The organism is Rhodospirillales bacterium (assembly GCA_014323865.1).
GTDB lineage: Bacteria > Pseudomonadota > Alphaproteobacteria > SP197 > SP197 > SP197.
This window is the reverse complement of the sequence record JACONG010000010.1, coordinates 88,477-112,910: the sequence shown is the minus strand read 5'-3', so window position 1 is coordinate 112,910 and position 24,434 is coordinate 88,477. Positions and strand designations below refer to the sequence as shown.

Genomic DNA, 24,434 nt, shown 5'->3' with positions numbered 1-24,434 from the left:
CATGAAATCGAACGGCAATCTGGAAGCCAAGCTGCGCGCCGGCGATTTCGTGCTGACGGCCGAGACCACCCCGCCCGACGGCGCGAGCGAAGCCTCGGTCATGGACAAGGTAGGCTGCCTCAAGGGACTGGTCGATGCGGTCAACGTGACTGACGGTGCCGGCGCCCGTGCGCACATGTCGGCCATCGCAACCTGCGCCATGATGGCCAACAACGGCATCGAGCCCGTCCTGCAGTTCACAACGCGCGATCGCAACCGGCTGGCCATCCAGGGCGACATGATCGGCGCGCCCGCACTCGGCATTCACTCAATCCTCTGCCTGCACGGCGACAGCATCACCAACGGCGACCAGCCCGATGCCAAACCTGTGGAAGACATGGACAGCCGCGGACTGATGTCGATGGCGCGCCATATGCGCGATACCGGCACCTTCCCTGCCCCAAGCGAGCGCAAGATCGATCCTGCGCCGGGCCTGATCATCGGCGGCGCGGAGACACCACGCGACCCCGACGAGAACTTCAACACCAAGGGCATCGAAGCCAAGCTCGAAGCCGGTGCCGATTTCTTCCAGACGCAGTTCGCCTACGACATTGAGGTTCTGAAGCGCTACATGGCCGCCCTGGTCGACCGCGGCATCACCGAGAAGGCATTCTTCATCGTCGGCGTAGGTCCGATCATGTCGGCCCGCTCGGCGCGCTGGATGACCGAGAATCTTTTCGGCGTGCATGTTCCCGACCATGTCATCGCGCGCATCGAGGGCGCGGATGACGAGAAGGCGGAGGGCCGCAAGATCTGCGCCGAACTGGTCGAGCAGTTCAAGGAAATCGAGGGTATCAGCGGCGCGCATCTGATGGCGCCACGCGGCGAGAAGGCCATCGCCCAGACGTTGTCGGATTACAACCTGCGCGGCTGAGCTGCCGCGCCAAACGGAGGCTGCGCCATGCGCGCGATGCGTCTGTGGTCCGTGCGGAATTCGCGCGGATTGATGAAGCTCTATGAGATGTTCGAAGGCACGATCATGGTGATCGAGCCGCTCGCACGGAAGATCGGCTACCAGAAGCTGGAAAGGCCGGTCGTCGCGGTCGAACGCAACATCAAAGGCTTGATGTTCGATTGCCAGATGTGCGGGCAGTGCGCACTCAGCTCGACCGGCATGTCATGCCCCATGAACTGCCCGAAGAACCTGCGCAACGGTCCCTGCGGCGGCGTTCGCAGCAACGGTCACTGCGAGGTGAAACCCGAGATGCCATGCGTATGGGTCGAGGCATGGGAGGGCAGCCAAGCCATGGCCAACGGCAAGTTCTTCGATGTCCAGGAGCCCGTCGATCATCGTATGAAGGGGAGCTCCTCCTGGCTGCGGATCATGCGCCAGAAGAAGGACGGCACCTATCCCGAGCCGAAGGAGTCGGCGCGCACGGACATCGGGAAGATCGCGACATGACATCCGACGACCTCGACAATCCCTGCCAACCGACGGGCCCGCTGAACGAGGGTCCGGCGTTCCCGGAGATAATCGACCCGGGTGCACCGCTGGAGCTCCTCCCCGGCCATACCTCACGCGGCCGACTCGAGCGCATCCTGCGGGCCGGCGAGTTCGCCGTGACCGCCGAGCTGTCGCCGCCCGATTCCGCCGACCCCATGGATGTCTTCGAACGTGCTTCGATCTTCGACGGATGGGTTGATGCTATCAACGCGACCGACGGTTCCGGCGCGAACTGCCACATGTCGAGTGTCGGTGTCTGCGCCCTGCTCACCCGCGTGGGCTACGTGCCGGTGATGCAGATATCGGCGCGCGACCGCAACCGCATCGCCATCCAGGGCGACGTGTTGGGCGCATCTGCCATGGGTGTGGCGAACATCCTGTGTCTGACCGGCGACGGCGTGCAGTGCGGCGACCATCCCGAGGCCAGGCCGGTCTTCGACCTGGACTGCATGGGTTCGCTCGAAATCCTGCGCACAATGCGTGACGAGAGGACCTTCTCCTCGGGACGCAAGCTCGACAAGGCACCCGAGCTCTTGCTCGGCGCAGCCGCCAATCCCTTCGCTCCGCCGTACGACGTGCGGCCGCTGCGGCTGGCCAAGAAGATCGCGGCGGGTGCGCAGTTCGTGCAGACACAGTACTGCTACGACATCCTGCTGCTCGAAGAGTACATGAAGCGTGTTCGCGACATGGGGCTCCACGAGAAGTGCTTCATCCTGGTCGGTGTCGGCCCGCTCGCCTCGGCCCGTACAGCGAAGTGGATTCGCTCCAACGTGCCCGGTGTTCACATCCCCGACGACGTCATCAAGCGTCTCGAAGGCGCGGAGAAGCAGAAGGCCGAGGGCAAGCAGCTCTGCATCGACCTGATCCAGCAGATCAGGGAGATCGAAGGCGTTTCCGGCATCCACCTGATGGCGTATCGTCAGGAGGAGAGCGTTGCCGAGATCATCGAAAAATCCGACGTCCTGAAGGGTCGTGCACCCCACGCCGTCGACCCCGTTATTCCCGACTATATGCAACAGAGGTTCAAAGCGAAGGCATGACCGAGACCGTTATCAGCTCGGCGACCAAGACCGTTATCATCGGCTTCGATCGCCCGTTCACCGTGATCGGCGAACGCATCAACCCCACGGGCCGCAAGAAGCTCGCCGCCGAGATGGCCGAAGGCGACTACAGCCGCGTGGAATCCGACACCGTCGCGCAGGTCCAGGCCGGCGCGCATATGCTGGACGTCAACGCTGGCGTGCCCTTGGCCGACGAGCCGCAGATGCTCTGTGACTGCATCAAGCTGGTGCAGTCGCTGACGGACGTGCCGCTCTCGATCGACAGCTCGATCGTCGCCGCGCTTGAGAAGGGCCTGGAAGCCTACGTCGGCAAGCCCCTGGTTAATTCGGTCACAGGCGAGGAAGAGCGCCTCGAGTCGGTTCTGCCTCTGGTCGCAAAGTACAACGCCGCGGTCGTCGCCATCTCGAACGACGAGACCGGCATCTCCGAGGATCCCGACGAGCGCTACGCCGTCGCCAGGAAGATCGTCGAGCGCGCCCAGGATCACGGGATTCCGCCCGAGGATGTCGTCGTCGATCCGCTCGTCATGCCGATCGGCGCCATTGGCGAGGCCGGCCGTACGGCCTTCAAGATCATCCGCCGCCTGCGCGAGGAGCTGAAGGTCAACACGACCTGCGGCGCCTCGAACATCTCTTTCGGTCTTCCCGCGCGCCCGGCACTGAACGCCGCATTCCTCACCATGGCCGCCTCGAATGGCATGACCTCGGCGATCACGAATCCGCTCGAAGCCGAGATCATGACCGGCCTGCGTGCGGCCGACGTCATGAACGGCGTCGACAAGAACTGCCACACCTGGATCTCGCTGAACTCAGGGTCCGGCTCGGGCGGCGCCTCAATCGCCGAAGCGCGCGCCAAGCGTCGCGAGGGACGGAGGCGTCGTGCCTGACGATCCTCTTGTCGTCTTTACCCCGTCGGGCAGGCGAGGCCGGTTCCGACGCGGCACGCAGCTTCTGCAGGCAGCGCGCGAGTTGGGCGTGGATCTCGACTCCGTCTGCGGCGGACGCGGCATCTGCACGCGTTGCCAGGTGCGCATCGGCGAAGGCGACTTCGCCAAACACGGCATCGCATCATCGCAGGACAATCTGACGCCGCTGACCGACGCCGAGGAGCGCCAGCGCAAGAGCGGGCTGCTCAAGGAAAATCGCCGGCTCTCGTGCCAGGTCCGCATCGGTGGCGACCTTGTGGTCGACGTACCGGAAGAAAGCCAGGTCCATCGCCAGATCGTGCGCAAGCGCGCCGACGCCCGCACAGTCGAGGTCGATCCCGTCGTCCGACCCATGTATGTCGAGATCCCCGAACCCGACATGCATGACCCGGCGTCCCACCTTCGCCGCTTGGAAAAAGCGCTGAAGGAGACCTGGGACGTAACGGTCGCGGGCGTCGATGCACATGTCCTGCGCAAGCTTCACAAGACGCTGGAAGACGGCGAGTACAAGGCGACGGTGATGGTGCGTCGGGGCAAGCGGCTGGTCGATATCCGACCGGGCTTCCACGACAAGGTCCATGGCATTGCGACCGATGTCGGCTCGACCACGATTGCCATGCACCTCTGCGACCTGCTAACCGGCGAAGTGCTCGCCTCGGCGGGCCAGATGAACCCGCAGATCCGTTTCGGCGAAGATCTCATGAGCCGTGTCAGCTATGCGATGATGAACGAGGGCGGTGCCGAGGCCATGACCGAGGTCGTGCGCAAGGCGCTCAACGACCTCGCGCAGGAGACCGCCAGGGAAGCCGGCGTCGACCTCAACGACATCATGGAGGTCTCGATCGTCGGCAACCCGGTGATGCACCACCTGGTGCTGGGACTCGATCCCACACCGCTCGGATTCGCACCGTTTGCGCTGACGACCGATGACGCGACGATCATGCTGGCGTCCGACATCGATCTCCATCTCAACACCGGCTCGCGCATCTACGTGCTGCCCTGTATCGCGGGCCACGTCGGTGCCGATGCCGCCGGCGTCGTGCTGTGCGAGATGCCCTACAAGAACGACGAGATGACGCTGATCGTCGATGTCGGCACCAACGCCGAGATCATCCTGGGCAACAGGGACCGGCTGCTTGCCGCCTCCTCGCCCACGGGTCCGGCCTTCGAGGGTGCACAGATCAGCTCGGGTCAGCGCGCCGCGCCCGGTGCCATCGAACGTGTCGCGATCGACCCCGAGACACTGGAACCCCGCTTCAAGGTGATCGGCGATGAGCGCTGGTCGAACGAGGAAGGTTTCGACATCGAGCCCACCGGTATCTGCGGCTCCGGCATCATCGAGGCCCTGGCAGAGATGTACCTCACCGGCCTGCTCACGACCGACGGTGTGATCGACGGTGCCATGGCGGCGAAGACCCCGCGTGTGATCCAGCAGGAGCGCACCTTCGCCTATGTGCTTCACGACGGCTCGCCCCAGATCACCGTGACCCAGAACGACATCCGCCAGATTCAGCTCGCCAAGGGCGCGCTCCATGCCGGTGCGCGTCTTCTGATGGATCACATGGAGATCGACGCGGTCGACAAGGTCACGCTGGCAGGTGCCTTCGGCAGTCATATCGACCCCAGGTACGCCATGATCCTGGGCATGATCCCCGACTGCGATCTCGGCAACGTGTGCTCGGCCGGCAATGCCGCCGGCACCGGCGCACGCATCGCACTCCTGAACGGGTCGCTGCGCAAGGAACTCGAGAACCAGGTCCGCCGCATCGAGAAGATCGAAACAGCGGTCGAGCCGAAGTTCCAGGAGCACTTCGTCGAGAGCATGGCGATCCCCCACAAGACGGCGAGCTATCCCAACCTCACACAGGAGGTGACCTTGCCCGAGCCGAAGTTCGCCCAGACCGATGACGATGCCGGTGGCGGACGCCGCAGGCGCCGCCGCGAGGGCCGCAGGGGGAGTGAGGCGGCGGAATAGGCACCCACCGCCGTCTCATCCCGGACAAGCGGCCCAGCGCCTTCACACCGATAACTCCTGGCCCACACCGCTCCGGAGCCTCGGCAATCTCTGCGTGAACGCGACGATCGCGCTGACCGACGACATGGCCGAAAACGGCGCCACGCTGATCATTCCGGGCAGCCATATCTGGAACAAGGGCGAAGATGGCCGAGCCCGGGGACATCGTTCCGACGGAGATGCCGGCGGGCACGGGCGCGATCTTCACCGGCGAGACCATTTACATCGGCGGCACAAGCACCGCGACCTATATCCTCCGTGGCCTCTCGATCTCCGACTGCGAGGGGCTGGCTGCGGCCGGTCGAGAACCACGATCTCAACCTGCCGGCCGATGTGGTGAAGACCCTGCCCAAACGCGCCCAGCAGATCCTCGGCTGGCACGTCCACCACGGCACCGGCGTGCCCGGCTACAACGAAATGGGCAACCCGCAGGACATGTTCCGTTGATCTTCAGGATCCGGTCCCCTGCTCGGACCACTGCTTAAGAAGTTCGTCGATGAGGTGGCGAACATCGAGACGCTTGGCCCAATCGGCCGGCATACCTTCGAAGCCGTAGGCCGCTCCCCAAAGCTGACCGGCGATGCTCGCCGTGCTGTCGCTGTCGCCATCGTGGTTCGCAGAAACGCGCAACGCCTCCTTGAAATCCTTCGCCACAAGGACGGCATAGAGTGCGATGGCGAGCGCCTCTTCACCAACCCACCCCTCGCCGAGCGCCTGGATTGCTTTGTCGTCGGCGCGCCGTGGTGAAGACGCAGCACTTCGGGCAGCGCGGATTGCTTGTACTGTCTCAAGACCGTCTTCTTCTTGCTCAAGAAGGGTCAACATGCGCTCAGACACGTCGTCGTAGGTCATGCCGCGAATGAGTCCGGCAATCATCGTCGCCATCGCTCCTGCCGACAGGTATCCGCACGGATGGCCATGAGTGAGTGCGGCTGTCCGAGACGCGAGATCGAAGAGGTTGTCCTGATCGATGTCCGACCAGAACGCTACCGGTGCGACACGCATGACACCGCCGCATCCCTTGCTGTCGTTCCGCGGTGAGGCGGGCGATCCCATACCGCCGTTTCGGAGCGCTGAGAGGCATGTGATGCCCGGCGCGCGCCGAACATGAAGAATCTCATCCCTCGCGAGGGCTCCAGCGAACGGTCGGGACGTGTTCGGTTGCTGTGTTTGATACCAGTCGAGATAAGCCTCGTTGACCGAATGGAGGACGGAGTCCGGGACGTTCCGGTTGGGAGGGCAACGCAAGAGACCTTCAAGCGTAAACAAGGTCATCTGCGTATCGTCGGAGACAATGAGGTGGCCGCGATGGAAGACAGGCTCGGTGATTCCGCAGGGACCAAATCGGTTTCGGATTTCCGACAATCGATCGAACTCGATTTCGAAGCCGAAAGCGTCACCGACCGCGCCACCGATCAAACAGGCGCGCACACGGTCATGGATTGTCGGAGTCTTGCCTGGGCCAGAGCTCATGACGCCCCGCGCCGCTCCTCGCGGGGGGTGCGGCCGAAGTATTCGCGGTAGCGGCGGCTGAAGTGGGAGGCCGAGACGAACCCCGCGGCCAGAGCGATCGACAGGATCGATGCCGACCCCTGCATCAGCATCAGGCGGGCATGGTGCAGGCGCAGTTCGCGGTAGTAGCGCGACGGCGTGCGGCCCAGGTGCTTCTTGAAAAGGCGCTCGAGCTGGCGAGTCGACAATCCAACGGAGTCGGCGATGTCGGGCAGCGGCAACGGTTCTTCAAGGTTCGATTCCATCTCACCGATCGCCGCCAGCAGTTTGGGATCGCTCACGCCGACGCGTGACTGCAGGGCCATGCGCTGGTGATCATGGGATTCGCGGATGCGCTCGTGGATGAACTGTTCGGAGACCTTGCCGGCGAGCTCGGCACCGTGCTGCAGGGTGATCATGTGCAGCATGAGATCGAGTGCGGCGGTACCACCCGAACAGGTGACGCGATTGCGGTCGATCTCGAAGATGTCGTCGGTGACCTCAAGATCCGGATGCTCCTCAACGAAACCTTCGATGTCTTCCCAGTGGATGGTGCAGCGGTATCCCCCGAGCAGGCCCGCCCGCGCCAAAAGGTGCGTTCCCGTGCAGAGTGCGCCGACGACACCACCCTGACGCGCAATCCTGCGTAGCCAGGCCATGGTCGGCCGGTCCTCGTAGCGGTGGGCGTCGATGCCGGCGCAGATCAGCAGCGTGTCGCAGCTGGTCACGGATTCGATGCTGTGCTGGGCAACCACCGCGAGCCCGTTGCTCGCAACGACCGGCTGGCCGTCACGCGAGACCACCTGCCAGTCGTAGAGCCGCGACCCGCTCATGCGATTAGCCGAACGCAAGGGCTCGACAGCGGCGGTGAAGGCCATCATCGAGAAATTGGGTACCAGGTAGAACGTGAAGGTGCCAGGAGCCATGCCCGACCCTCATCTTGTCATTTTCGACACCAGAATGTCGTGAACCAAACAAATGTCAATCAGCACAGGCCAATTCCTTGGGTGTGATCAGGAGCCCGCGATCTCGGCCGGTGCGGGATCCTTGGCATCGATCCGGACCACGGCCGGCGGTGTCGTTCCACTCCGGATTTCTCCGAAGTAGACGGTCATGTGCGGGAACGGAATCTCGATCCCGACCTCGTCGAACTTCAGCTTGATGCGGCGCAGGTACTCGCGGCGCACGCCCCATTGGTAGCCCGCCAGCGTCTTCACACGAACCCGGACCGTGACCGACGAATCACCCAGTTCATTGACACCCAGGACTTCCAGTTCGCCCGACAGCTTTTCGGCAACCTCGGCATCCTTGCGTGCTTCGGCGTCGACCTCCTTGATCACCTCAATAACGGTGTCGGTGTTCTCCTGATAAGCGATGCCGATATCGATCACCGCAAAGCCGAAGTCGCGCATCATGTTCGTCAGCGCCGTGATCTCACCATAGGGCACGGTATGCACGTAGCCGTCGATGTCGCGCATCTTCACGGTACGGATCGAGATGCTCTCGACTCCGCCCATCTTGCCACCGGCATCGATCCAGTCACCGACCGAGAACTGGTCCTCAAAGAGGATGAAGGCGCCGGTGATGACGTCCTTGACAAGCGCCTGGGCGCCGAAGCCGATGGCGAGACCGACCACACCCGCACCCGCCAGCAGTGGCGCTATGTCGAGGCCGATCTCGGCCAGCACCGTAATCACCGCTATCGTCGCGATCACGACCACAAGGACATTGCGAATCAAAGGCAGGAGTGTCTTCAGGCGCGGACTGAGCGCCGATTCCTGACTGCGCCGCATGTAGCTTGAAATTGCGCCGTCGCCCAGTTCCCAGGCGACGACGGCAACAAGACCGATGACCAGCACGGCGGCGATCCTGCCGAGAAGATCGAGACCTTCGTCGGAAACCAGGAGCACGCCGGCTTCAAGACCCCATGCCTCGAGAATGATGATGGCGGCCAGGAACCAGACTGTACCGCTCAACAGCCATCCTGCGATGTGAACGTAGCGGTTGCTGCGTCGCTCAAGGCCCGGGAAGCGCTCCGCGATGTCGCTTCCGACGCTGAACAGTTGGTCGATGCCGTGACGCATCACTGTGGTGGCCAAAAGGGCGCCGAAGATCGCAAGCCCAGTTACGCCAAAGGCGCGCAGCAGATAGTGGAAGCCGTTCTCGACACGGAACGCCCAGACGGCAAAGAGCATGACCACGGCGATCATCGCCAGGATGTGCCAGATGTCGGCCAGGCGATGGCGCAGCATTCGGCCGCTGCCGTCGCGCGGATGGTCGCGGATCCACGTCGCCACCGCCTCCCTGCTCTGCAGGATCATGACGATCACGAGCAGCAGCAGCACGAGTCCGACGATGCGGCGCAGCAGCATGACACTCGAATCGGGCAGCCCGAGCGACGCCAGCAGCCCGACGCCGATGGCACCATAGACCGAAATGATGACGAAGCGCCGCAACCAGACGTACAGATAGGCTGCCTGCCTGTCGCTCAGCGGCACAGCCCTGAGCTGCGGCGAGAGCGGTGCCAAGATGGTGCGGGCGATCACAACGACCGTGCGTGTGAGCGCGATGGCATTCACCGCCGCGAGCAAGACGATACGCGCCAGATCGCCGAACTCGCCGACCAGCATCACGACACAGGCGACACCGACGAAGGCACCGATCGGGATGATCCGCAGGCCGAGCCGCCCCAATGCGATCAGCGGTCGCTCGAACCAGCCGACCGATTCGCGCTGCCGAAGTGCGCGCAGGTGCGCGTTCACCAGGCGTCCGATCAGGAACATGGCAAGGCCGGCCAGCCCCAATGTCAGGACCACCTGCCACGCCGCCTCCAGCAGCAGTCCCTGGAAGTCGCCGTCGGCCGCCCGCTCGACGAACCAGGCTGCCATGGCGCTGCCGTCGTCGAGCTCGGCAAAGAGCAATGTCAGCCAATCGTCGAGCGCGGCGATTTCCCGGGAGAGACGCGCGACAAGCCCCTCCACAACGGCGTCTTCGGCCGGGTCGACCTGCCGCTGTGCATCGGCGAGGGTTTGCAGGTTGTAGATGAAGGCCTGGCGCGACGCGTCGTCCTCCAGCGTCGCAATCAGGGCATCAAGCTCCTCGGCGGTCGGAACCGTCGTTTCGGCCGCAGGATCGGACGTCGGTTCGTCCTGGGCAAACGCTCCCGGCGCCGCCAGAACCGACACGACGAGCACAAGGGTCAGGAATCGGGAGAGAAACGATGATGTCGACATGGCTGCCCGGATGTCATCATAGGGCATGGGACAAGGCAAGAAGTCCCGCACCAGAAGGACATCGCCGACCTGCTGGCCGAACGGTTCGAGCCGAACCGCTGATTGCTCCTTCACAGCAGCCGTCCCGATCGCCTATAATCGCGCCAGCATTGGGCCAGCATTGGGCCAGCATTGGGTTGGTTTATGAGAGCGAGGGGCAAATGTCCGAAGTGATCCCTGATTGGGAACGTTCCGACGATTCGCATCTGAGCACCTACAAGGGTGTCATGCGTCTGACGGTGGTCTCGGCCATCGCCAGCATCGTCGTTCTGATCCTGATGGCCCTGATCCTGCTCTAGGCCTCACCGTTCCGGTATTCGTCAGAAAGATCGTCTCGGGCGGCCAGACCGGCGCCGATCGGGCGGCGCTTGATGTCGCGCTCGATCTGGGGATTGCGTGCGGCGGGTGGTGTCCCCGGGGACGCATGGCCGAGGACGGGGTGCTCGACATGCGCTATCCGCTCACCGAAACGCCCAGACGGCAGTACATCCAACGCACCGAATGGAACGTGCGTGACAGCGACGGCACGCTGATCGTGGCTCGCCCGCCGCTGTCCGGGGGCACGGCAGCGACGGAAAGTCTGGCACGCACACGCGGAAAGCCCTGCCTTGTCGTGCATCCCGACGATGACGAATGGCGCGCCACACTTCGAACCTGGCTTGAGGCCAACGATATTGCGGTTCTCAACATCGCGGGACCGCGCGAAAGCTCCGGCGACCTGCCCTATGCCGCAACGGAGCGACTGCTACGCGGCCTCTTCGACGGCGGCTGACGCACGTTTCTTGCGATCCCGGCGGCTGTCGGCCCAATCGCGCAACTGATAGGTCCAGTAGGTCGCCTGCGCAGCCATGCGCCCGACCGGACCACCGGCCCATTCCAGACCGAAGGGCTCGAACAGGCGGAACCGGTCGTCGCCGTCAGTTATGGCTGACGCGAGCAGCTCGCCCGCCACGGTCGTCGTTCCCATTCCGCTCCCGCCGAAGGCCTGCGCATACCAGACGCCATCGCGCAAGCGCCCGATCTGGGGCATCCGATGGCGCGCGTAACTCATGGTTCCCATCCATGCGGTCTCGAACCATGCGTGTCCGTCGAGCTGTGGATAGACCTTGACCAGGTCCGCAAGCATGGAGCGTGCCAGGCGCGGCGGCTCACCGACCCGCGAGGTCATGCGACCGCCCCACAAAATCCGGCCGTCCGGCAGGGCGCGGTAGTAGTCGCCCGCCATGCGGGTGTCGCCAATGCAGATGCGCTGCCGGATTGCTCCGGCCAGGGCGTTCTCGGAGACCGGCGTGGTCGCCATCACATAGGTCGCCACAGGCAGGACCGCACCGGAGACCTCGGGAAGGATGCCTCTGCCGTAACCGCCACAGGCCAGCACGATATGCCGTGCCCGAATGAAGGCGCACGGCGTTGTGGCCTGTTTCCTGGCGCCTTCGATCTCAAGGAAAACGAGTGGCGTGCCTTCGCAGATCCGTGCGCCGGCCGCTTCGGCGGCCGCGGCGATGCCGAGGCAGTAGTTCAACGGATGGAACTGGAACGCATCGTTGTTGAGCAGGCCATCGAAGTAGTGCGGCGAGTCGGCAAACTCCTCGGCAAGTCGCTCGCGTTCGACGAAACCGAGATCGACGCCGAAGTTCTCGCGCATGGTCTCGGCGTGCCGCTTCAGGACGTCCGGACTGTCGGTCCACGAGGCGACCAGCATACCGTGTGTGTTGGGACCGCAGGCGATGGCATGACGTTCGATACGGTCCTTGATCAGTGCCAGAGCTTCCCGGGTCAGGCCATGGAGCGATCGGGCGTGGTCGAGTCCAAGACGCCCGGCCAGCCACTCGGCGTCGCGCGAGTAGCCGTGACCGACGAAGCCGCCATTCCGCCCCGAGGCACCGAACCCGACGCTCTCCGCCTCGATCAGGATAATCCTCAGCCCCTTCTCGGCCAGCCCGAGGGCCGTGTTGAGGCCCGCGAGACCGCCACCGACAACCAGAACGTCGACCTCATGTTCGCCAACCAGGGGCGGGCGTTCCGGCGCTCTCTCCCGGGTCGCGGCATAGTAACTGCGGGGATAGCTCACGCGGCCCGTCCGGCACGTTTGCGGGCGCGTGCCGTCGTCACGCGATCGCAGGTCCTGACATAGACGCGGTAGGCCTCGCCGTAGATCTTGCCGATCGGACCGCCGGCCCAGCTGAGCCCGAACGGCTTGAAGAGATCGATGGTGTCGTCGCCCTGAGCAATGGCGCCCGCAAGCGCCTCGCCCGCCACCGTCGTCTGCGCCATGCCTTGGCCGCCGAAACCCTGGGCATACCAGAGGCCGGGCTTCAGTTCGCCGGTCTGGATCATGCGGTGGATCGGGAAGCTCATGAGCCCGCTCCACGCCGTCTCGATCTCGACGTTGGCAAGCTGCGGATAGACCAGAGCCATATCGCCGCGCATCAGGCGCCACAGGTTGTAGGGCTCGGTCGTCCGGGTGGTTCCACGCCCGCCCCACAGAATGCGGTTGTCCTCCAGGCGACGGTAGTAGTCGAGGCTGAAGCGATCGTCGGAGATCGCGTTGTGACAACGGATCGCGCTCTGGACCAGATCCCCGTCGAGCGGTTCGGTCACGATCACATAGGTCGCGACCTTCTGGAAGGCTGCGCCGAGTTCCGGAACGAGCGAGGTGTTGTAGGCGCCCGTTGTCATTACCACCGTTTCGGTTTCGATCATGCCGCGCTCCGTGTTGACCAGCATCGGCTGACCGTCTGTGACAAGAGACTCGACCGACGTACCCTCACAGATGCGGACACCGAGCGCCTCGGCCGCCCGTGCGACACCAAGACAGAAGTTCAGCGGATGGAACCAGAACGCGTTGTGGTGCATCAGGCCGTCGAAGTACTTGTCCGACGCCGCGAATTCGTCGTGCACCCGCTCCCGCGGGATGTACTCGAAGCTCTCGCCGAACATCTGCATCTCGGTCTCGGTGGTGCGCTTGAGCCCGTCGGGATTGTCGTACCAGGAGACGTTCAGGATCCCTTCCGGGTTGGGCCCGCATGCAATGTCGTAGCGCCCGATCCGATCGCGCACGAGATTGACGGCGTCCTGGCTCAGCTTCACGAGTTGCCGGGTGTGCTCCAGCCCCACCTTGCGGATCAGATCCTCGGTCTCGGCCGCGTAGTAGCTGCTGACAAAGCCGCCGTTGCGGCCCGATGCCCCCCAGCCGACCCGCTCGGCCTCGAGAAGGATCACGTCGGTCACGCCCCGCTCGGCGAGGCCGAGCGCCGTGGTGAGACCGGCCAGCCCGCCGCCGACGACACAGACCTGGGCCTTGTGCTGGCCGACAAGGGGTTCGCGCCGCGCATCGTCGGTGCGTGTTCGGGCGTAGTGGATATCGGGATAGTCGGTGGTCATGGGCATGGATAAGTGTAGCGGGTGTGGATGTCCTCGATGGCAGTGAGCAGGTCATCGCTCAAAGCGAGATCGACGCAGTCAACGTCCTTTTCGAGCTGCGCCATCGAGCTTGCCCCGATGATCGAGGACGTCATGAACGGCTGCATGGCGACGAAGGCCAGCGCCATCAGGCCGGGATCGAGGCCGTGGTCCCGGGCCAGTTCAACATAGGCGCGGGTTGCCGGCTCCGCATTCGGCGGTCCGAGGTATCGCCGATTGGTCGGATACATCGTCATGCGCGCACCTTCGGGCCGTGCGCCGTCGAGGTACTTTCCCGACAGCGCGCCTGCGGCCATCGGCGCATAGGCCAGGAGGCCAACATGCTCGCGCATGGCGATCTCGGCACAGCCGGCCTCAAAGGTACGGTTGAGCAGGTTGTAGGGGTTCTGGTTGGTCACGATACGCGGCAGGCCCAGTGTCTCGGCCAGATGCAGCAGGCGCATCGTGCCCCAGGGCGTCTCGTTGGAGACCCCGATCGTGCGCACCTTGCCGGCGGTCACGAGGTCGCCCAGCACAGCCAGGGTCTCTTCGAGCGGGATTGGGTGGGATTCGGTGGGATGTGTGTAACCGAGTTGGCCGAACGTGTTGGTGTCCCGGTCGGGCCAATGAAGCTGGTAGAGGTCGACATAATCCGTCTGGAGGCGGGCCAGACTGTCGTCGATCGCCTGCTCGATGTTCCTGCGGTCGAGGCGGAGGTTGCCGTCACGGATGAAGTCGAGGCGTTCGTCGGGCCCGGCCACCTTCGTCGAGACGATCACCTTGTCGCGGCTGCCGCGCGCCTTCATCCAGTTACCGATGACGCGCTCGCTGTTGCCCTGATGCTTCGGCGTGACGGGAATCGAATACATCTCGGCCGTATCGAGAAAGTTGATGCCCCGGTCGAGACAGAAATCCATCTGCCGGAAGCCTTCCGCCTCGGTTTCGCTGGAACCGAAGTTCATGGTGCCCAGACACAGCAGGCTGACCTCGATCCCGGTCCGACCCAGTCGTCGGTACTGCATGATACCCCCACATACCCCCGTGTGCTCGTTGCGCCTGGACCACAGGCACGGAGCCCAGGGAACGGACACATCCTGACGGACGCATCTTAACCGCCGCATCCGCAAGGCCAAGTGCCACAGTCACTTGTTGCCCGGCTTGCCGATCGATAGTGTCCGCGCCATGTCAGACACGACTCTCTCCGCAGACCTGCGTCTGCATGTCAACTGGCGCTGCGAGCGCGACGCGCCCTATGGCCCGGCCCAGCGCGCCGTCATGGATCACGCAAGCCGCACGGCCGCGCGCGACACCATTTCGGCATGGCCCGGCTATCAGCCCACGCCGCTGGTCGAACTGCCCGGTCTGGCGGCCGGGCTCGGCATCGCCCGTCTGCGGCTCAAGCACGAAGCCAAACGCTTCACGCTGAAGAGTTTCAAGGCGCTCGGCGGTGCCTATGGCGTCATGCGCATCCTGGAGCGCGAGACCGGTGAATCGATCGCCGACATCATGGCCGGACGGGTGAAGGACAAGGTCGCCGGCGTGACGGTGTGCTGCGCCACCGACGGCAACCACGGCCGCGCCGTGGCATGGGGTGCGGGCCTCGCCGGGGCGCGCTGCGTGATCTATCTACACGAGCACGTCAGCCAGGGGCGCGAGGACGCCATTGCCGGCTTCGGTGCCGAAATCGCGCGGGTCGAGGGCACCTATGACGATTCCGTTCGCCAGGCCGCCGAAGATGCCGAGGCGAACGGCTGGATTGTCGTCTCCGACACGTCCCGGCACGGTTACGAGGAGATCCCCGCCTGGGTGAAGCAGGGCTACACGGTGATCATGGCCGAAGCGATGGAGCAGATGGGTGACGAACACCCGAGCCACCTGTTCGTCCAGGCCGGTGTCGGCGGCCTGGCCTGTGCGGCCGTCGGGCCGCTCTGGGAGGATTGGGGCGCGGATCGCCCGATCTGCATCGTGGTCGAGCCCCATGAGGCCGATTGCATCTATCAGAGCGCCGTTCAGGGCCACATGGCGAACGGCCTGGGTTCTCTCGAGACGGTGATGGCCTGCCTCTCCGCCGGCGAGGCGTCGCCACTCGCCTGGGCGATTCTCGAGACGGGTGCTGACGCCTTCATCACCATTGCCGATCGTCTGGTGCCCGAGGCGATGTGCATGCTGGCGTCGGGCGAGACCGACGCACCGCTCGTGGTCGGTGAATCCGGCTGCGCGGGCCTGGCCGGCCTCATGGCCGTTGCCACAGATCCGAATGCCCGGGCCGCCCTGTCGCTGGGGCCCGATGCCGACGTCCTGCTGATCGCAAGCGAGGGCGCGACCGATCCGACGATCTACACCGGGATCGTCGGCAGGACGCCCGAAGAGATCGGCGAAGGCCTGTGAGCCATCACCTCGACCTCTCCGTGCGTGGTGGAATGGTGATGACCGCCGCCGACACCGTGCGCTGCGGCATCGGCATTCGTGACGCCATGATCGTCGCGCTGGCGGACCCTGCCGGGGACGCTACCGGAACCCTGGACGCCGGAGGACTCCCGGTCATTCCCGGCGGGGCCGACGCCCATTGCCACGATGCCCAGCCGTCCTGCGGTGGCACCGTCTGCGGCGGCACGACCACCCCCCTGTCGTTCGCAACACAGATGGTGGGACAGGTGGCAGGCGAGCCACTGCACGAGACGGTCAACGCCTATCTGGCGAGCGCCGACAGCAAGAAGGTTCATGGCGATGATGCGCCGTTCACCAGGATCGCGAACGGCATTCCCGGTATCGAGGCCTTCCTGCCCCCTATGTTCCCAGATGGCGTCACCAAAGGCCGGATGACGGTCAACGAGTTCGTTGCCCTGACGGCGACCAACCCGACGCGCATGACACGGTCTTCTGCCTCGCAAGGGCACGATTGCGGTCTGCGCCGACGCCGACCTTTGCCTCCGGGCCCTCGCGCGGACCGAAACCATCAGAAAAACGACAACCTGCATCACAATGTCGACGTCACACCGTACGGAGGCCACAATGTGACCGGTTGGCCGGTCAAGACGCTCGCGCGTGGGGAGCTGGTGTGGGACGATGGCACCGTCCTCGCCGAAGCCGGACGAGGCCGTTTCTGCCGCGCGGGACTCCCGGGCCGGTACGAAACCGCTGCCACAGGCAAGACCGCCAGATCGACGGAACCCTGACATGAAACCCAGGCCGACGTCCCGTCCCCTTCTCGCACCGTTCTTCGCCGTCTGTCTGGCGCTCACTGCCGGCCCTGCACTCGCGGCCACCGAAGCGACGATCATGGCGATCCAGGACGGTCTCGTGGCCATGGGATTCGATCCGGGCACACCTGATGGCGTTGCCGGCTCCAACACCGAACGGGCGATCAAGGCGTTCCAGACCGAGTTCGGCTATGCGGCGACCGGTGAGGCGAGCGAAACGCTGCTCGACCAGATCAATGCGGCGGCCGCAGGCGGCACAGCCTCGCCCGAACGGCTGCTCGCCCGCGAAGGGCTACTCAGGAGTTACACCCGCGCCGTGCAGCAGGGCCTGACAGATCTCGGCTACGATCCGGGGTCCGTGGACGGTGCGCTCGGCCCCCTCACCCGCACGGCCGTTCGCGAGTACCAGACGGCCACCGGCCTGAGCGCGACGGGCGAAATCTCGAAACCGCTGCTCTCCAGCATCAACACGGCGCTGGGCCGCTGAGTTCCGTCATGCCTGACGAGGCACCCGCCAGAAGCATCTCCGCCGACGACCGGCTTCACGCCCCTGCCGCGGAGCGCAACGGACAGACGATCCTTGAACATATCGAGGCGTTTCTCCGTCCCGGCCTTTCAGTCCTCGAGATCGCCAGCGGTCCGGGACAGCATGCCGCGCTCTTCGCGGAGGCCAATCCGAAGGTCGTCTGGCAGCCCAGTGACCCCGACCCGCGGATGCGCATCAGCGAAGCCGCGTGGAGCAGCGGCCTTGCCAACGTTCCGGAGCCCCTCGACCTCGACGTGACAGCCGACGGCTGGTGGTCGAAGGCCGGGGGACCCTATGGGCTGACGGTCGCGATCAACATGTTGCATTGCTCCGAACCGGAGACGATCGGCGGGCTCATGGCGGGTGCAGCCGAGCTGCTCGAAACCGGCGGACACCTGCTGCTCTATGGCCCGTTCACGTTCAACGGCCTGCACAGCGCACCGAGCAACCAGAACTTCGACCGCATGCTGCGCCGGCAGAACGCGCTTTGGGGTGTGCGCGATCTCAACGACATCGCGTCGACCGGCCACGACCACGGGCTGGCGTTCGAACGCGCGATCGAGATGCCCGCGAACAACCACATTCTGGTGCTACGACGCCATCTGATCATGTGACCGGCGCGGCGTTGCCATGGGCACCGCCGCATTTATACTCGCGCCCGTATACTCGTCGCCCGGGAGCGATGCAGATTTGGGGAGGGCTGTCGTTGAGGCAGGGCGGCTGGAGATTTCGAGACGCACGACGCGAGACGAGGCAGCGGCGAAACCGCCGTATCCTGCGGTCCTTCGTCATGGTTGCCGCGCTCGCGGCGATCGCCTGGTTCTGCTTCGATACCGGTCGCCGCAACAGCGAAAACCGTGTCCTTATCCTCGAAAACCGTGTTGCAGAACTGGAAAGCGGCATCGATGCGGCCCGCGACGCGGAAACCGCTGCCAAGGCCGATCTCGACGCCATGACGGGCGAGGCGGCCGAATGGCGTTCGCGCTATGAAACGGACGTTCCCCAGGGCGAAAACGCGGTCCTGTGGCAGCTCCTGACACGCCGCCTCAGCGAAGGCGTCGAGCACGGCCGGGTGGCCGAGGTGGTCGAACTCGTGGCCAACGAACGGCGCTGCGATCCCCAGCTCACCACCAAACGCATCATTGTGAAGACCCATCTCCACGGCGGGACCGACACCTCCGCCTCGTTCGCCGACACCCGTGTGTCCGTGCTCGGCGAGGGCGAAGCCGCGCGTGACGCGAACAACAATCCCGTCGCCTGGTACGACTCTGCCAAGCCGGTCGCCATCAGCTTCATCGCGATCGGTGGCGATGCCGAGGTGGTGGAAGGTTATCTGCCGATCAACCACGCTGTCCTGGTGGGATCGGATGAGTATCGCTTTGCCGTCACCGAGGGCCCGCGCAATTTCGCGCTTGTCACCGCCGAGCGCTGCGACTATCCTTGAGCCATGCACGGCGACATCGACACGGTGCTGAACCTTCCGGTTCGGACGCCCCTCCGATCCCGATTGGGCCGCGATGCGGGAGGACTGGTTCACCAAGGCGGATCGTTTCGACGAGGCCCTGCCGCGGTGCCCTGTCCAACGACAGAAAGCGCCTGCCATGGGAATCCAGCGTGTTCAACCCACCGACCCTCGTGGAGAATCACAGGGAATCGTCCAGAACAGCGCTCCAAAGGTTGACGCCAACGATGCTGCCATGCTAGAGGAACAGGCAGAACGCAGGAGCGCCACCCGTCGGCAATTTCTTGCTATGCTGACAGACCTGTGCGCAAGAAGATTATCCAGTACTGTCAAAGAGACCGTGAAAGTTCAATCCCGCATCCTGACCTGCGCATCCTGACCTGAGTTATGAGACATATCGCGATGGAGATTTGTATGATTAAAATTTTGCGGTCATTTTTTGTATTGATTGTCATCTTTGGGTTAACACTTGCAAGCAAGGCAATCGCTGCGCCAAATGAATTTCTTATAGCCGAACTCATTCGATCCGGGAAAATTCAGGAAGCATATGATGAGCTGCAAAAATCAGACCCGAAAGAAGAAGATATTTTGTTTTTTGAAGGTCTGGTGGCGCAAAGCAATGGCGATTACTCTGAAGCCATCTTACTCTTCAACGATGCTTTGGTGGCCAACCCAAACCATATGAATGCAAGACGAGAGCTTGCAGTTACCTTGCTTCTTGAGGAAAAATACTCGCTCGCCGAACGAGCATTTCTGGAACTGATCGAGCTCGACAACTCTCGGGAACTGGATCAGGTTTATGAAGAATATATCTACTATATTAGAGAAAAAAATCCGCTTGGCATAACAGGAAGTTTTTCTATTTTGCCGTCATCAAACGTGAATCGGGGCACAGAAAACTTTGCCTACAACAGCTTGATAGGAAGATTTGTTATCGATCCCGATTCCCAATCCAAATCTGGCGTGGGATTGCAGGCCGGTCTTTCCGGATACTATCGATTTTCTTCCGAAACTGAAAATCGAAACACATTGTCGTGGGGTCTGTCTGGACGTTATTACAGGGTTTCCGAGTTCAGGAGAGCGAATGCAAATCTCAGTCTCACACACTCAAGGCTGGTGAGTGACAGAACCAGAGTCAGCATTGGAGCCTATACAAGATATGGATGGCAGGGCGACGATGCAGATAACGGCGCGCTTGGGGTAAACTTAGGCCTTCAGCACGCACTTACCTCAAAGGATGTCCTGGTTTTCCAATTACGACATGAGAGTATACGATATTTTTATCAACGACATAATTCGGGGCCGTTCTCGAGCTTGAGTTCCAGACTCATACATCAGCATAGCCCGAGCCTGTCGTATCATGCAGGTGTGACGGTGTCTCAGCACGACCCAAAGACAGCTCATTCCATTTATCGTGGATTGGAAGTTGCCACGGGATTGGATAAGGCATGGTCAGGCGGACTAACCACTGGACTTCGTTTGAACGCAGGACTGAAGAGCTATGATGAAGACTTCCCCCTGGCAGGAGAGCCGCGCGAGGACAGGTTCTATGGTATCATTGTTTCAGGGGAAAACAATGACTGGAATGTTGAGGGTTTTGTGCCTCATGTTTTTTGTGGCTACACATATAATAATTCAAATATAGAATTCTATGAATATGATGTTTTGGAGTGTAATTTGAACTTTAATAAAAAATTCTAGACGGCGGCATCGTCTGAAACCTTGTTCCGGTTTTCGAGAGGCGGTCAAGAAGACGGTAGCGCGGCGAGAGACATTCCTCGCCGAGCTGAACGCACGAGATGGATGCGGTTGTGACCCGGTTTCGTCTTCTGGCTCCGATGGAACCTCACGCGACCCGAATTGGGTCCGGGAGGCGAACGGCCCCTCATGCTGTACGCCCCCATGCCGCCGGAGACGATGTTGCGGGTCTGCTTGATCTTCGGAACCTCGACACCTCGGCGGATGGCGACATCGGACCGCCCGATGCCCTAGGCACTCAGGCGGCGAGCCTCTCGGTCACGACATCGGCGATGGCGAGGGACGCCGTCAGGCCCGGCGATTCGATGCCGAACAGGTTCACGAGTCCCGGCACGCCATGGTCGGCGGGCCCCTGGATCATGAAGTCGGTCGCCGCACCGCCAGGACGCTGCAGCTTGGGCCGGATACCCGCATAGCCAGGTTGGAGGGCACCGTCCGGCAGATCGGGCCAGTAGCGGCGCACCGCATCATAAAAAACGTCGGCACGGGCCGGGTCGACCTCGTAGTCGATCTCGTCGACCCATTCGACATCGGGGCCGAAGCGGCACTGTCCGGCGAGGTCCAGCGTCACATGCACGCCGAGGCCGGCCTTCGTCGGCACGGGATAGATCAGGGTCGAGAACGGTGAGCGGCCCGGCAGGGTGTAGTAGCTGCCCTTGGCCATGAAGCGCTCGGGCACCTGCGCCGCATCGAGTCCCCTGATGGCACGGCCCAGGCCGGTTGCGCCGAGCCCCGCAGCGTTCACCACCTCGCGCGCCAGAAGTGTCATCGGCTCCGGTCCGCCAACATGCAGCACGATTCCATCGTTGCGCACCTCTGCCGACTCGACCGGCGCATGCAACGCCAGCATGGTGCCCGCCGCCTCCGCATCGCCCAGATAGGCCAACATCAGGCCGTGACTGTCGATGATTCCGGTCGAGGGCGACCACAAGGCTCCTGCCGCGCGCAGAGCCGGCTCGCGGGCCGCGACCTCCGCCGCATCGAGGAACACGAGGTCGTCAACACCGTTCCCGGCCGCCCTGGCCTTCAGGCCACAAAGCGTTCCAGGCTCGGCTTCGTCGGTCGCAACGATCAGCTTGCCGCTGTTGCGGTAGCCGACACCGTGGCTGCGGCAATAGTCGTAGAGCCGCCACTTGCCCGCAACACAGAGGCGCGCCTTGAGGCTGCCGGCTGGATAGTAGAGACCGGCATGGATCACCTCGCTGTTGCGCGACGATGTCCCGGTGCCGAAGTCCCCGGCCGCCTCAAGCACGATCACCTCGCGCCCGGACAGAGCCAGGGCCCGTGAGACGGCGAGACCGATCACCCCTGCCCCGACGACCACCGATTCAACAACATCCATCGCAACTATCCATCGCAACTCGCCCGCAAATCCCTGGTCCTCATTGATGGCATTGTGTTAAGCTCGGATCAGTGGCGAAACGCAAGGGCATTCTGAAGGGATACGACCAGGGACCGTTCTGGTGTGAGCTGTTCGGGCGTCGGGGCCAGCCGGCGCGTCATGCAGAGATCGTTCAGAACCGGTTGGGTTCGATCAGGATGGACGACCTCGAACGACGTGCGCGAGACGCCGAACGCGAACTCTACAACCTGGGTATCACCTTCACCGTCTATTCGGACCGGGACGCGGTCGACCGCATCCTGCCGTTCGACGTCATCCCGCGCGTCCTTTCGCCCGAGGACTGGAAACAGATCGAGACGGGATCGCGCCAGCGCGTCACCGCGATCAACCTCTTCCTCAACGACATCTACCACAAGGGGCATATCCTGAAGGACGGCGTTGTACCCGCCGACCTGATCAAGGGCAACGACAACTATCAGCCCGCCATGGAAGGCTTCGATCTGCCGCACGGAACCTATGTCCACATCTGCGGCATTGATCTGATTCGCGATGAGAAAGGCGCGTTCCAGGTCCTTGAGGACAATGGGCGCACGCCGTCGGGCGTCTCCTATGTGGTCGAGAACCGCCATCTGATGATGCGGGCTTTCCCGGACCTGTCCGAGGGTCTTGCGATCAAGGACGTCTCGGACTACGGCGTCCGGCTGCATGCAGCGCTGTGCGATGTCGCTGCGCCAGCGAAGGGCGACCCCCAGGTGGTGCTGCTTTCGCCGGGTGTCTTCAACGCCGCCTATTTCGAGCACGTCTTCCTCGCCCGCGAGATGGGCGTGCCCCTGGTCGAGGGCCGCGACCTCTTCGTCGAGAACGACAGGGTCTACATGCGCACCGTGGGCGGGCCGACGCACGTCCACGCGGTCTACCGTCGGCTGGATGACGACTTCCTCGATCCTCTGGCGTTCAATCCGGCGAGCATGCTGGGCGTGCCCGGCATCGTCGCGGCCTGCAAGAAGGGCAACGTGACGCTGGCGAACGCGATCGGCACCGGTGTCGCCGACGACAAGGCGACTTATGCATACATGCCACGCATCATCCGCTACTACCTGGGTGAAGATCCGATCCTGCCCAATGTCGAGACCAACATCTGCCGCGAGAAAGACGGCCTGGACTATACGCTCGCCAATATCGACAACCTGGTTGTGAAGCCGGTCGGCGAATCCGGCGGCTACGGCATCACGGTCGGGCCGCACGCCTCGAAACGCCAGATCGCGGCCTGTCGGAAGGCGGTGAAGGCCGACCCGGAGAACTATATCAGCCAGCCGATGATCAATCTCTCGGTCTCGCCAACGCTGATCGACGGCGCGGTCGAGGCCCGCCATGTCGACCTGCGGCCCTTCGTGGTGACCGGCCGCGACAGCTGGGTCCTGCCGGGCGGTCTCTCGCGCGTCGCGCTGCCCAAGGGCTCGCTGATCGTCAACTCGTCGCAGGGCGGCGGATCGAAGGATACCTGGGTCCTTGGATAGCCTGCTCGCCCGTTTCGCGGAGAACGCCTTCTGGATCGGCCGCTACATGGAGCGGACCGAGAATCTGGCGCGCATCCTCGACGTCAACGAGACCTTCTCGCGCGACAGCACCGAGGATGCGCTGTGGCGACCGATCCTCCAGCTGCACGGCGAAGAGGACATCTTCCTCGAACAACACCAGCAGGCGACGGCCAACGAGGTGGTCCACTACTACCTGCTCGACCGCAACGGGGTGAATTCGGTCCGCACCTGCCTTGAGCAGGCGCGCGAGAACGCACGTTCGATGCGCCATCTGATCGGTACCGAAATGTGGCGCCATCTCAACATGCTGCATCGCTGGCTGATCGGCCTGAACCGGCGCGACATTCGCCTCGACAAGCTGACCAGGGTGTGCGGGCGGATCAAGGAAGGCAGTCAGTTCTTCACCGGCATCCTCGAAGGCACACTGCATCGCGACCAGGTCTGGTACTTCATCCAGCTCGGCAAGGCGATCGAACGTGCCGGCCAGACCACCCGGCTGATCGACATGAAGTCCTACATCCTGATGCGCGAAGGCGAGGAGGCTGCGGGGATCGACATCTCGCAGTGGAACACGATTCTGCGCTCGGTCGCGGCCTACCACGCCTTCAGGCGCGTCCACCCGCGCGGCATGAACGGCCAGCAGGTGGTCGCGTTCCTGCTGATGGATCCCGCCTTCCCGCGTTCGGTGGCGCGTTGTGTCCACGATGTGGATAACCTGCTCTACGGTCTGCGACGCCATGCCGGCCTGAAGCAGGCCAGTACCGTTCGAAAGGGCATTGATCCCCTGATGGGCGAAATTCATGCGGGTCTGAAAGGCGGTTCGCTCAAACATGGCCTGACCGATCGCATCGATCGCATCCAGATTCATCTGAACGATCTCTCCGACGAAATCACGGCTGCATTCTTCCGATGATGCCGTAGAGTCACGACCGCTTCACCGCCTTGCCAGGGCCGCCGCG

The 24,434-nt window shown here is 63.4% G+C and carries 23 protein-coding genes and 1 pseudogene; 17 read left to right on the top strand and 7 right to left on the bottom strand.

From position 1 onward, the window contains the following. Position 1 precedes the first annotated feature (1 nt). The 7 genes from GDA49_04885 to GDA49_04855 are packed head-to-tail and all read left to right on the top strand — an operon-like array spanning position 2 to position 5,931. Complete coding sequence (locus tag GDA49_04885; GenBank protein ID MBC6439741.1) at positions 2-913, top strand: methylenetetrahydrofolate reductase; 912 nt, start codon at positions 2-4, stop codon at positions 911-913. Positions 914-940: 27 nt separating this feature from the next. After that, a complete protein-coding gene (locus GDA49_04880; protein ID MBC6439740.1) occupies positions 941-1,441 on the top strand; it encodes a methylenetetrahydrofolate reductase C-terminal domain-containing protein in 501 nt (166 codons plus the stop codon). Continuing rightward, positions 1,438-2,523 carry a methylenetetrahydrofolate reductase gene (locus tag GDA49_04875; GenBank protein ID MBC6439739.1) on the top strand — a complete coding sequence of 362 codons (1,086 nt, stop codon included), beginning with the start codon at positions 1,438-1,440 and terminating at the stop codon, positions 2,521-2,523. Before GDA49_04880 ends, GDA49_04875 begins: the two co-directional genes overlap by 4 nt. Further along, positions 2,520-3,431: a dihydropteroate synthase gene (locus GDA49_04870; GenBank protein MBC6439738.1), complete on the top strand. Its 912-nt coding sequence runs from the start codon at positions 2,520-2,522 to the stop codon at positions 3,429-3,431. The genes GDA49_04875 and GDA49_04870 overlap by 4 nt, the downstream gene beginning before the upstream one ends. Beyond that, entirely contained in the window at positions 3,424-5,445 is a 2,022-nt protein-coding gene (locus tag GDA49_04865) for a DUF4445 domain-containing protein (protein MBC6439737.1), read from the top strand. The genes GDA49_04870 and GDA49_04865 overlap by 8 nt, the downstream gene beginning before the upstream one ends. Beyond that, positions 5,429-5,824: a phytanoyl-CoA dioxygenase family protein gene (locus GDA49_04860; GenBank protein ID MBC6439736.1), complete on the top strand. Its 396-nt coding sequence runs from the start codon at positions 5,429-5,431 to the stop codon at positions 5,822-5,824. The genes GDA49_04865 and GDA49_04860 overlap by 17 nt, the downstream gene beginning before the upstream one ends. Beyond that, a complete protein-coding gene (locus GDA49_04855) occupies positions 5,743-5,931 on the top strand; it encodes a hypothetical protein (GenBank protein ID MBC6439735.1) in 189 nt (62 codons plus the stop codon). Before GDA49_04860 ends, GDA49_04855 begins: the two co-directional genes overlap by 82 nt. Before the next feature lie 3 nt (positions 5,932-5,934). On the opposite strand, the gene GDA49_04850 is transcribed toward GDA49_04855, so the two are convergent. The 3 genes from GDA49_04850 to GDA49_04840 form a co-directional block, all read right to left on the bottom strand. Continuing rightward, positions 5,935-6,903: an ADP-ribosylglycohydrolase family protein gene (locus tag GDA49_04850; GenBank protein MBC6439734.1), complete on the bottom strand. Its 969-nt coding sequence runs from the start codon at positions 6,901-6,903 to the stop codon at positions 5,935-5,937. A 50-nt stretch (positions 6,904-6,953) separates the two neighbouring features. Next, positions 6,954-7,901, bottom strand: a complete 948-nt coding sequence (locus GDA49_04845) for a GlxA family transcriptional regulator (GenBank protein ID MBC6439733.1) — start codon at positions 7,899-7,901, stop codon at positions 6,954-6,956. An 87-nt stretch (positions 7,902-7,988) separates the two neighbouring features. Beyond that, the gene (locus tag GDA49_04840) at positions 7,989-10,322 is read right to left on the bottom strand and encodes a mechanosensitive ion channel (protein ID MBC6439732.1); all 2,334 of its coding nucleotides are present in this window, start codon (positions 10,320-10,322) and stop codon (positions 7,989-7,991) included. Between the two features lie 86 nt (positions 10,323-10,408). Between GDA49_04840 and GDA49_04835 the strand changes: the two genes are divergently transcribed. Both GDA49_04835 and GDA49_04830 read left to right on the top strand, forming a co-directional pair. After that, positions 10,409-10,546 carry an aa3-type cytochrome c oxidase subunit IV gene (locus tag GDA49_04835; GenBank protein MBC6439731.1) on the top strand — a complete coding sequence of 46 codons (138 nt, stop codon included), beginning with the start codon at positions 10,409-10,411 and terminating at the stop codon, positions 10,544-10,546. Positions 10,547-10,575: 29 nt separating this feature from the next. Then, entirely contained in the window at positions 10,576-11,019 is a 444-nt protein-coding gene (locus GDA49_04830; protein MBC6439730.1) for a putative molybdenum carrier protein, read from the top strand. On the opposite strand, the gene GDA49_04825 is transcribed toward GDA49_04830, so the two are convergent. The 3 genes from GDA49_04825 to GDA49_04815 are packed head-to-tail and all read right to left on the bottom strand — an operon-like array spanning position 10,993 to position 14,671. After that, positions 10,993-12,318 carry an FAD-binding oxidoreductase gene (locus tag GDA49_04825; GenBank protein MBC6439729.1) on the bottom strand — a complete coding sequence of 442 codons (1,326 nt, stop codon included), beginning with the start codon at positions 12,316-12,318 and terminating at the stop codon, positions 10,993-10,995. The two genes, GDA49_04830 and GDA49_04825, sit on opposite strands and share 27 nt — an antisense overlap. Further along, positions 12,315-13,631, bottom strand: coding sequence for an FAD-binding oxidoreductase (locus tag GDA49_04820; GenBank protein ID MBC6439728.1), 1,317 nt, complete (start codon positions 13,629-13,631; stop codon positions 12,315-12,317). Before GDA49_04820 ends, GDA49_04825 begins: the two co-directional genes overlap by 4 nt. Then, the gene (locus tag GDA49_04815) at positions 13,628-14,671 is read right to left on the bottom strand and encodes an NADP(H)-dependent aldo-keto reductase (protein MBC6439727.1); all 1,044 of its coding nucleotides are present in this window, start codon (positions 14,669-14,671) and stop codon (positions 13,628-13,630) included. The genes GDA49_04820 and GDA49_04815 overlap by 4 nt, the downstream gene beginning before the upstream one ends. A 160-nt stretch (positions 14,672-14,831) precedes the next feature. Between GDA49_04815 and GDA49_04810 the strand changes: the two genes are divergently transcribed. From GDA49_04810 to GDA49_04785, 6 genes and pseudogenes are all read left to right on the top strand, one after another. Continuing rightward, positions 14,832-16,037, top strand: a complete 1,206-nt coding sequence (locus tag GDA49_04810) for a diaminopropionate ammonia-lyase (protein MBC6439726.1) — start codon at positions 14,832-14,834, stop codon at positions 16,035-16,037. A gap of 32 nt (positions 16,038-16,069) precedes the next feature. Then, positions 16,070-16,825 (top strand): annotated as a pseudogene (locus GDA49_04805) (amidohydrolase family protein). 1 nt (position 16,826) lies between these two features. Then, positions 16,827-17,336, top strand: a complete 510-nt coding sequence (locus tag GDA49_04800; protein ID MBC6439725.1) for a peptidoglycan-binding protein — start codon at positions 16,827-16,829, stop codon at positions 17,334-17,336. A gap of 8 nt (positions 17,337-17,344) precedes the next feature. Continuing rightward, positions 17,345-17,989 (top strand): DUF938 domain-containing protein, encoded by a 645-nt coding sequence (locus tag GDA49_04795; protein ID MBC6439724.1) that lies wholly within the window; start codon positions 17,345-17,347, stop codon positions 17,987-17,989. A gap of 176 nt (positions 17,990-18,165) precedes the next feature. After that, positions 18,166-18,819, top strand: coding sequence for a hypothetical protein (locus GDA49_04790; GenBank protein ID MBC6439723.1), 654 nt, complete (start codon positions 18,166-18,168; stop codon positions 18,817-18,819). Between the two features lie 432 nt (positions 18,820-19,251). Beyond that, entirely contained in the window at positions 19,252-20,538 is a 1,287-nt protein-coding gene (locus GDA49_04785; GenBank protein ID MBC6439722.1) for a DUF560 domain-containing protein, read from the top strand. Between the two features lie 295 nt (positions 20,539-20,833). On the opposite strand, the gene GDA49_04780 is transcribed toward GDA49_04785, so the two are convergent. Beyond that, positions 20,834-21,937 carry an NAD(P)/FAD-dependent oxidoreductase gene (locus tag GDA49_04780; protein MBC6439721.1) on the bottom strand — a complete coding sequence of 368 codons (1,104 nt, stop codon included), beginning with the start codon at positions 21,935-21,937 and terminating at the stop codon, positions 20,834-20,836. A 197-nt stretch (positions 21,938-22,134) separates the two neighbouring features. On the opposite strand from GDA49_04780, the gene GDA49_04775 reads away from it, so the two are divergent. Then, on the top strand, positions 22,135-23,454 hold the full coding sequence (locus GDA49_04775; protein MBC6439720.1) for a circularly permuted type 2 ATP-grasp protein: 1,320 nt from the start codon (positions 22,135-22,137) through the stop codon (positions 23,452-23,454). After that, positions 23,447-24,388, top strand: coding sequence for an alpha-E domain-containing protein (locus GDA49_04770; protein ID MBC6439719.1), 942 nt, complete (start codon positions 23,447-23,449; stop codon positions 24,386-24,388). Before GDA49_04775 ends, GDA49_04770 begins: the two co-directional genes overlap by 8 nt. The last annotated feature ends 46 nt before the right edge of the window (positions 24,389-24,434 follow it).